At 37.8% G+C, this 8987-nt stretch carries 11 protein-coding genes; all 11 read left to right on the forward strand.

What is annotated here, in order from left to right; genetic code table 11:
- Nucleotides 1-112 precede the first annotated feature (112 nt).
- Nucleotides 113-583: a chemotaxis protein CheW gene (locus BGM26_RS02455; protein ID WP_217038174.1), complete on the forward strand. Its 471-nt coding sequence runs from the start codon at nucleotides 113-115 to the stop codon at nucleotides 581-583.
- Between the two features lie 4 nt (nucleotides 584-587).
- Nucleotides 588-1229, forward strand: coding sequence for a chemotaxis protein CheC (locus BGM26_RS02460; protein WP_217038175.1), 642 nt, complete (start codon nucleotides 588-590; stop codon nucleotides 1227-1229).
- Nucleotides 1222-1719, forward strand: coding sequence for a chemotaxis protein CheD (locus BGM26_RS02465; RefSeq protein ID WP_217038176.1), 498 nt, complete (start codon nucleotides 1222-1224; stop codon nucleotides 1717-1719). The genes BGM26_RS02460 and BGM26_RS02465 overlap by 8 nt, the downstream gene beginning before the upstream one ends.
- A gap of 167 nt (nucleotides 1720-1886) precedes the next feature.
- Nucleotides 1887-2648 carry a FliA/WhiG family RNA polymerase sigma factor gene (locus tag BGM26_RS02470; RefSeq protein WP_217038177.1) on the forward strand — a complete coding sequence of 254 codons (762 nt, stop codon included), beginning with the start codon at nucleotides 1887-1889 and terminating at the stop codon, nucleotides 2646-2648.
- A 69-nt stretch (nucleotides 2649-2717) separates the two neighbouring features.
- Nucleotides 2718-4076, forward strand: coding sequence for a flagellar assembly protein A (locus BGM26_RS02475; protein WP_217038178.1), 1359 nt, complete (start codon nucleotides 2718-2720; stop codon nucleotides 4074-4076).
- 180 nt (nucleotides 4077-4256) lie between these two features.
- A complete protein-coding gene (locus BGM26_RS02480) occupies nucleotides 4257-4574 on the forward strand; it encodes a hypothetical protein (protein WP_217038179.1) in 318 nt (105 codons plus the stop codon).
- 9 nt (nucleotides 4575-4583) lie between these two features.
- Nucleotides 4584-5228 carry a hypothetical protein gene (locus BGM26_RS02485; RefSeq protein WP_217038180.1) on the forward strand — a complete coding sequence of 215 codons (645 nt, stop codon included), beginning with the start codon at nucleotides 4584-4586 and terminating at the stop codon, nucleotides 5226-5228.
- Between the two features lie 143 nt (nucleotides 5229-5371).
- Nucleotides 5372-6073 (forward strand): 30S ribosomal protein S2, encoded by a 702-nt coding sequence (rpsB, locus tag BGM26_RS02490; RefSeq protein WP_217038181.1) that lies wholly within the window; start codon nucleotides 5372-5374, stop codon nucleotides 6071-6073.
- A 203-nt stretch (nucleotides 6074-6276) separates the two neighbouring features.
- Nucleotides 6277-7158, forward strand: coding sequence for a translation elongation factor Ts (gene tsf, locus BGM26_RS02495; RefSeq protein WP_217038182.1), 882 nt, complete (start codon nucleotides 6277-6279; stop codon nucleotides 7156-7158).
- A 190-nt stretch (nucleotides 7159-7348) separates the two neighbouring features.
- On the forward strand, nucleotides 7349-8074 hold the full coding sequence (pyrH, locus tag BGM26_RS02500) for a UMP kinase (protein ID WP_217038183.1): 726 nt from the start codon (nucleotides 7349-7351) through the stop codon (nucleotides 8072-8074).
- Nucleotides 8074-8631: a ribosome recycling factor gene (gene frr, locus BGM26_RS02505; protein WP_217038184.1), complete on the forward strand. Its 558-nt coding sequence runs from the start codon at nucleotides 8074-8076 to the stop codon at nucleotides 8629-8631. Before pyrH ends, frr begins: the two co-directional genes overlap by 1 nt.
- The last annotated feature ends 356 nt before the right edge of the window (nucleotides 8632-8987 follow it).

The raw sequence follows: 8987 nt of genomic DNA on the forward strand, positions 1-8987 counted from the left end.
GGCAAACTTTGAAGGCTAAAACAACAATATATGCGAAAACAGCCATGAACAAAAAAGAAATGGTCCAATGCTAGGCCGTTGACTGATTTTCTATGAGAGGAGTGGAGCCGGTATGACCGATACATTAGTTGCTGATACAAAATTAATTGTGTTTCAATTAAAAGAAAAAGAGTACGCGATTCCAGTTAATCAAGTTCGATCAATTGAGAAAGTCCAGCATATTACGAGAGTGCCCCGTACAGAAAAGTTTGTAAAAGGGGTCATCAATTTACGTGGGGTAATTACACCGATCATCGATTTAAGGAGCAGGTTTGAGCTTGAAGAAGAAAGCTACTCAGATCATACACGTGTGATCATCGTTGGGTTTAATGATATGGAAGTAGGCTTTATAGTGGATTTAGCTAATGATGTAATTGATATTCCAGCAAGCTCAATCGAACCGCCCCCAGAAATAGTCGGTGCGGTCGAAGCCGAATATATTAATGGTGTAGTGAAATTAGGAAAAAGATTATTAATCCTAATTGATCTTGAGATGATTCTAAACACTGAGGAACGATTAAGTAAACTGGGAATTGAAGGATAATTAGATGGATTTTATAGGGAATATTTCATCTATGCATCTTGATATATTGAAAGAAATTGGCAATATTGGTGCTGGCAATGCTGCCACAGCTCTTTCGACCTTACTAAATAAAAAAATTGATATGAAAGTTCCTAATGTCCGGATTGTTTCATTCGATGAAATGATGAATATAACTGGCGGGGCAGAAAATGTCGTCGCTGGTGTGTTTTTAAGGATTGAAGGTGACGCCCCTGGAAGTATGTTTTTTGTGCTGCCTATTCAGCAGGCAACTAATTTTATCCAGGAAATGATAGGCGATGAAAGCTTTAGCTTTGATTCCCCACCTTATAATGAGATGGGCCTATCTGCTTTACAGGAGCTTGGGAATATCCTTTCAGGATCGTATTTGTCCTCTTTATCTGATTTTACGAACCTATCATTATATCCATCTGTGCCAGCTCTAAGTATTGATATGGTTGGGGCTATAATTAGCTATGGGTTAATTGAATTGTCACATGTAAGTGATTATGCAATAGTGATCGATACTGCTCTTAATGAGGATATGGAAATGAATAAAGAATGTGTAAAAGGCCATTTTTTCCTGCTGCCTGATCCCGAATCCTTTAGTACGATTTTCAAATCTTTAGGAGTACCGATCAATGATTGAATGCAGAGAAATTATTAAAGTTGGAATTGCTGATATGAATATTGTTAGAACGCCGAACTCAATCAGAACATCCGGATTAGGATCATGCGTAGGCGTCGTCGTCTATGATCAGGCGAAAGAAATTGCCGGACTTGCTCATGTCATGCTTCCAGACTCATCACTTGCAAGGGCTGGCTCCTTAAATATTGCCAAGTATGCGGATACAGCTGTGAAAGATCTCGTAACGAGGCTGATCCGTAATGGAGCAAGAGCTTATTCTTTAAAGGCGAAAATTGCAGGCGGGGCTCAAATGTTTCAATTCTCTAATACGAGTGATATTATGCGCATCGGTCCAAGAAATGTCGACGCTGTAAAATCGGAGCTTGCTGCATTAAAGATTGCGATTGTAGCAGAGGATGTTGGCGGAAACAGCGGAAGAACGATTGAGTTCAACCCACAAACATGTACATTGAATATCCGCACAGTTAACAAGGGTGTTCAGGAAATCTAGAGGATGAAAGAGCACCTCATACATTAAGGGATAGTGAAAGGAAAAAGAATCAGCTTCTTTCTAAGGGAAGAGCTGCTTTTCCTTTTTAAAAGTGTTCACTACTCTAGTGTATAAATAACTTAGGTTTTTTGCTATCATTATGATTAAGACGTTTGAGGAGGGTGGCCATGGTAAGTCAATTGACTGAGGAACAATCACACTGGCAAAATTGGGTCAACTCGCGTGATGCTCAAGCGGGAAATTATTTGGTGAAAAAATATATGCCTCTTGTCAGTTATCATGTTCAGCGAATATCGGTAAATCTTCCGAAAAATGTAATAAGGGATGACTTGAGAAGTCTTGGGATGTTGGGTCTATATGATGCTTTAGAAAAATTTGATCCAAATCGTGACTTGAAGTTTGATACATATGCATCCTTCCGAATTCGCGGTGCGATTCTCGATGGTTTAAGAAAAGAGGATTGGCTGCCGCGGAATACGAGGGAAAAAGCTAAAAAAATTGAAGCTGCGATTGAAAAGCTAGAGCAGCGGTTGATGCGAAATGCAAGTATAGAGGAAATTTCCTCTGAACTAAATATGAGCGAGTCTGAGGTACAAGCAGTTATAAATGAACATTTCTTTGCTAATATCCTTTCAATTGATGAAAAATCAAATGACCAAGATGAGAAAGATGGGCACTCGTTTATTATTAAAGATGAGCGGGCTGAAGTTCCGGAAGAGAAGATCTTGAAGGACGAAATGATTCGTGAAATGGTTGAAATGATTTCACAATTAAATGAGAAAGAACAGCTAGTCATTAGCTTATTTTATAAAGAAGAGTTAACGCTCACAGAGATTGGACAAGTAATGAGCCTTTCCACTTCAAGAATATCTCAGATTCATTCAAAGGCGATTTTTAAATTAAGACATGCTTTAGAAAAAGTAGTTTAAATCGAAAATTCTTCTCATAAGGTTTTGGTCATTAGCAAAAATGATTTCAATCGGAAAGAGGTGGCCTAAGTGGAAAAGTATTATCGTATCACTATTGCCCAAAATCGATTATCGGCAAAAATAGAATTGATAGAAAACGAAGAGAAAGATTTTTCTATTTCAAGTGACGAATTAAATGATTTCCTCACTAAAAAAAATGTTACTTTTGGCTTAAAATCGGACCTTTTAAGAGATCTTTGCGATAATCCAATGTCAATCAGCTATCCGGCTACAATTGCCGAAGGAATCCTGCCCAGAGATGGGGTAGATGGGTACTTGCTGAATGAAGTAAAAAATGATAAAAATCAAACAAGAGAAAAATTTAATTTTCGAAATGTCATGGAAATACCATCCGTCAAGAGTGGTCAAATTCTTGCTTCCATCATCCCCCCTACCCCAGGAACGCCTGGAACAGATGTATCCGGGAGAATAGTACCGGCAAAAAACGGGAAGCCCGTTCATATTCGTCCAGGAAAAAATGTTATCCTAAATGGAACACATTATTATTCCGTATCAGATGGACAATTAAGTTTGACAAACAAGATGATTTCAGTTAATCCTGTCTTTGAAGTAAAAGGGGATTTGGATTTGAAAACGGGCAATATTGACTTTATTGGAAATGTCATTATAAGTGGCAACGTTCCGAGCGGTTACGAAATAAAAGCAGGCGGGGATATTAAAATAGGCGGTCTAATTGAAGGTGCATTCATACATGCCGATGGAAATATCCTTATTTCTGGTGGGGTTACTGGCGGAAATAAAGGTCGTGTAACAGCAGGAGGTACTATTCAGGCCGCTTATTTAAATCAAGCAAATGTCCAGGCAGGGCAGGATATATTAATAGGCACTTCCATTTTACATAGCAATGTTCAAGCAGGAGGATCAATTCATTGTAGACAAGCCCTTGTCATTGGTGGAGTTTTAATTTCTTCCAGAGATCTCCATATAAAGGAAGTGGGCAATCATTTGTTTACCAAAACAGAGCTGCGGGCCGGTTTCGATCCTGCTCTCACTGAAAGAGAACAAGAACTGAATGCTGAAAAGGCGATATTAAGTGAAAATGATCAAAAGATTACAAGCATTGAACAAAAATTATTGCAAATAGGGAAATTAAAAGGTCAGTTAACAGAGAACCAGAAATCAATGATACTCAAACAAAGAACAACCAAAAACCTAATTCAAAAACAACTCAATGAAATAAATACAAAGATAGAGGAATTAGAAGAAGAAAGATGCCTGCAGAAGGTATCTTCCATTTATATTTATGATACTATTTACCCGAATTCGACATTGATTTTTGGGAAATATGCAAAACTACTGCAGAAAAAACATGTGAATGTCAAATTCTTTTTCTCTCATGGGGAAATCGCTTCTGAGCCCATTGTTTAAATACATAGGTCAGAATATTTAGACATCTTGAATTTGGATAATAATCTATTGTTAGCTCTTTTTGTGAATTTCTATAAATTTATAAAAAGAGCTAGGGATGTAAATGAATGAAGCCGGAAATTCCGCCGGTTTTTTCAAATCTTATCTCTGACTTCCCACCTTTAAAAGGATGTGAGTGCGTTGAGTCTGAAATTGATTGAAATGCAAATCGCTTTGCCGAGGACAATGGAAGCGGGGAAAATTCAAGAGCAATTGCAGCAGCGAGGACAAAACATGAATGATTTTGCCGCTCAAGCTTCCCAAAAGGAAGAGGAACAAAAAAGAAAAACAGTGATAAAGCAGGAACAGAAATCGAATGTAAAGCTTACCCAAGAAGAAAAAGACCATAATAAAGGCACGGGATCTCAAGGGAATCGAAATGATAAATCGACAGAAATGGTGAATGAGAAAAAAGAGCAGCACCCGTACAAAGGAATTGTGATTGATTACAGTGGATAGAGGGATTACATGACCACTTTTTTATTACTATTGAGTTTGTGTTTAAATATTTTAGCGTTTTTTGCTATTACCATATTATTTCTTCGCCAGAATCGGTTTTTACAGATAGAGAAAAAGCAAGAGAATATAATTTCTGAAATGGAAGAGGTTATTTCAGCATATTTAGTACAAATGAAAGAGGAAAATGATGATTTTATAAACCGGGTGAAAAAACTTGAGGTTCAAACCAATGCAGCTACTGCTAAGGTCAAAGAAACGATTAAAAGCGGCAGTTCAGATCAGGCTGAGCAAAACAATCCATTTCGTAATCGGATTGCAAAAGCCCCTGTTAACAAAGCCGCTCACACTTATAAGCGGAATGTGACCGCTTCGATTTCGAGAACTAGAATTGGCGCGATACCTCAAAAAAATAACGATAAAGTGGAATTGCCCCCACTTGAAATTTATGGCGATAAAGCCGAAAGTGCTAGCAGTCAAATGAGTATGACTACACCTGATAAATCCGGTGAAAGCTTTGAAAATCAATCATTTCTAAATGAAGTACTTCTCCTGAAAAAACAAGGTTTATCCGAAGAGGAAATTGCTCAAAAACTGAATAAAGGTAAAACGGAAATTGCGTTACTGCTTAAATTCAATCAAAATCATCAGGAATAACTTGATTGTTCACTACACTTATGCTATATTAACAAATGGTGTTAATACACACGCTTATGGATTTAGCCGGATGGTGCTGAAACACTCAGTCCCGGTTGAAAATGATATGAGCGGCGGAAAACAAACCATTAGGAGGAAAAACAATGTCAGTCATTTCTATGAAACAATTGCTTGAAGCTGGTGTACACTTTGGACACCAAACACGCCGTTGGAACCCAAAAATGAAAAAGTTTATTTTCACTGAGCGTAACGGCATCTATATCATCGACCTTCAAAAAACAGTTAAAAAGGTTGAAGAAGCATACAACTGGGTAAAGGAACTTGCTGGTAACGGCGGTACAATCCTTTTTGTTGGTACAAAGAAACAAGCACAAGAATCAGTTAAAGAGGAAGCAATCCGTTCAGGTATGTACTATGTTAACCAACGCTGGTTAGGTGGTACACTAACAAACTTTGAAACAATTCAAAAACGTATTGCTCGTTTAAAAGATATCGAAAGAATGTCTGAAGACGGAACTTTTGAAGTACTTCCTAAAAAAGAAGTTGTTCAATTGAAAAAAGAGCAAGAGCGCTTAGAGAAGTTCTTAGGCGGAATCAAAGATATGAAGAGCATTCCTGATGCTTTATTCATCATCGATCCACGTAAAGAGCGCATTGCAGTTGCAGAAGCACATAAATTAAACATTCCAATCGTTGGTATCGTTGATACAAACTGCGATCCGGATGAAATTGATGTTGTTATCCCTGCAAATGATGATGCTATTCGTGCTGTTAAACTATTAACAGGTAAAATGGCTGATGCAATCCTTGAAGCAAAACAAGGTGAAGAAGTTACAACTGCTTAATTAGAAAAGCGGAAGCCCTTTTGCTGAGTGGGACATTAAAAAAGGTGATTAAAGGGAGCACCCTTTATCACCTTTTTTTAAAGAAAATCAGCTGAACTAATACAATGATCGTTTCATTTATTGGCCAAATTCGGTTTGTATGTAAACGATATAGGCAAAGATAAAGGTATAAGTACATAACTTATTTTAAGGAGGATTTCATAATGGCAATTACTGCTCAAATGGTTAAAGAACTACGTGAAAAAACTGGCGCGGGTATGATGGATTGCAAAAAGGCACTTCAAGAAACAGAAGGTGATATGGAAAAAGCAATTGATTTTCTACGTGAAAAAGGGATCGCTAAAGCTGCTAAAAAAGGCGACCGTATCGCTGCTGAAGGTTTAACTTCTATTAAAGCTGAAGGAAATGAAGCTGTAATTCTTGAAGTTAACTCAGAAACAGACTTTGTTGCAAAGAACGAAGGGTTCCAAGTTCTTGTTCAAGAATTGGCTGATCATTTACTTGCTAATAAACCTGCTTCAGTTGAAGAAGCTTTGGCTCAAACAATTGCAAATGGCGCGACTGTTGAAACTCATATCAATACTGCAATCGCTAAAATTGGTGAGAAGCTTACGCTTCGCCGTTTCGCAATCAAAACAAAAACAGATAATGACGCTTTTGGTGCATACTTGCATATGGGCGGACGAATTGGCGTATTAACTGTATTAGAAGGCACAACAGATTCAGATGCAGCTAAAGATGTTGCTATGCATATTGCTGCCCTTAACCCTAAATATGTATCCCGTGATGAAGTTTCCCAGGATGAAGTAGAGCGTGAGCGTCAAGTACTTACTCAACAAGCTCTTAACGAAGGAAAACCTGAAAACATCGTTGCAAAAATGGTTGAAGGCCGTATAAGCAAATATTTTGAAGATGTTTGTGTGAACGATCAAGCATTTGTTAAGAACCCTGACCAAAAGGTTGGAAAATTTGTTGAATCTAAAGGCGGTAAAATCCGTGAGTTTGTGCGTTTTGAAGTAGGAGAAGGAATTGAAAAGCGTGAAGATAACTTTGCTGAAGAAGTTATGAGTCAGGTTAAAAAATAAATTTTCTAATACAAACTCAGAATGTAGCAAAAATGATTATCTGCTTTAAATTTCAGGGAACACATTGTGTTCCCTGTTTTTCAAGATTTTTATTAGATGTCTAGCTTCAGGCACCATCGTCAAGAGGGGCTTGAAGTGAAAACTAAGCGCCTTGCGCTTTTCTTGATCTAAACTAGATTTGGAGGTTCTTATGAGCAACCCTAAATACAAACGCGTTGTTTTAAAGTTAAGTGGAGAAGCTTTAGCTGGGGAGCAAGGTTTCGGAATAAATCCATCAGTGATAAAATCGGTAGCTGCTCAGGTCAAAGATTTAGCCCAACTAGGTGTAGAAGTTGCTGTTGTTGTAGGCGGCGGGAACATCTGGCGGGGGAAAATCGGAGAAGAAATGGGAATGGAAAGAGCGAATGCAGATTACATGGGGATGCTTGCAACAGTCATGAACTCATTAGCACTTCAAGATAGTCTTGAGCAGCTTGGTGTCGAGACAAGAGTTCAGACATCTATCGAAATGAGACAAGTAGCTGAGCCATATATTCGCAGAAAAGCAATACGCCACCTTGAGAAAAAACGAGTAGTCATCTTTGCTGCTGGAACAGGAAATCCGTATTTTTCAACTGATACTACGGCTGCTTTACGCGCTGCTGAAATTGATGCAGAAGTCATTTTGATGGCAAAAAATAATGTGGATGGTGTATACTCAGCTGATCCGCTTGTAGACAAAAATGCTAAAAAATATGACGAGCTTTCATATCTAGATGTGTTAAAAGAAGGATTAGCTGTAATGGATTCCACAGCATCATCTTTATGTATGGATAATAATATCCCATTAATTGTATTTTCGATCATGGAGCAAGGAAACATTAATCGTGCCGTAATGGGTGAAACGATCGGCACAATCGTAAGGGGGAAAAAATAATGCCAAAACAAGTTATTGCGAATGCGAAAGAAAAAATGACAAAAGCAATCCAAGCATATACTCGCGAATTAGCAGGAATTCGTGCTGGAAGAGCGAATGCATCTTTGCTTGATCGAATAACAGTAGAGTATTATGGTACGCCTACACCAGTTAATCAAGTAGCAGGAGTATCTGTTCCTGAAGCACGTTTACTTGTCATTCAGCCATATGATAAATCCATTCTTGGCGATATTGAAAAAGCGATTCTTAAATCTGATATTGGGTTGACTCCGTCAAATGATGGAAATATTATTAGACTTTCAATTCCACAGTTGACAGAAGAACGTCGAAAAGATCTTGTTAAGCTTGTGAAAAAAGAATCAGAAGAAGCAAAAGTAGCCATCCGCAATGTCCGTCGTGATGCAAATGACGATTTAAAGAAGCTGGAGAAAAACGGTGAAATTACTGAAGACGATTTGCGCGGATACTCAGACGATATTCAAAAGCTAACTGATGAGCAAATTAGCAAAATCGATTCTGTTACTAAAGATAAAGAAAAAGAAATATTAGAAGTATGATGAATCTGTCTTAAATAACTATAATGACCCTCTATGTATAGGGGGTTTTTTTACTCTATGCAGATTTATCGCAGATTAACGACTCTAGAGTAAACAAATGATTTTTGGTCGTTATTCTTATTTAAACAAAACATACATATTCTCTTAATAGAGATATCTTTCACTATTTTTGGTATGATAATATCATGCAGAAATTAGGAATATCATTTTTCACCAGTGGGAAAAAGGCCTTGCGCTTTTCTACTGTCTAGCACCAGGCACCTAGAGGGTTGAGTCACTGATCAACTCGTCAAGAAGCTAAACATTCTTCATGCCGGTTTATTATAATTGTCGGAGGTAAGATTAACCTATTTTAA

The organism is Bacillus sp. FJAT-29790 (genome assembly GCF_019039215.1).
In the GTDB taxonomy this organism is placed as follows: Bacteria; Bacillota; Bacilli; order Bacillales; family Cytobacillaceae; genus Cytobacillus.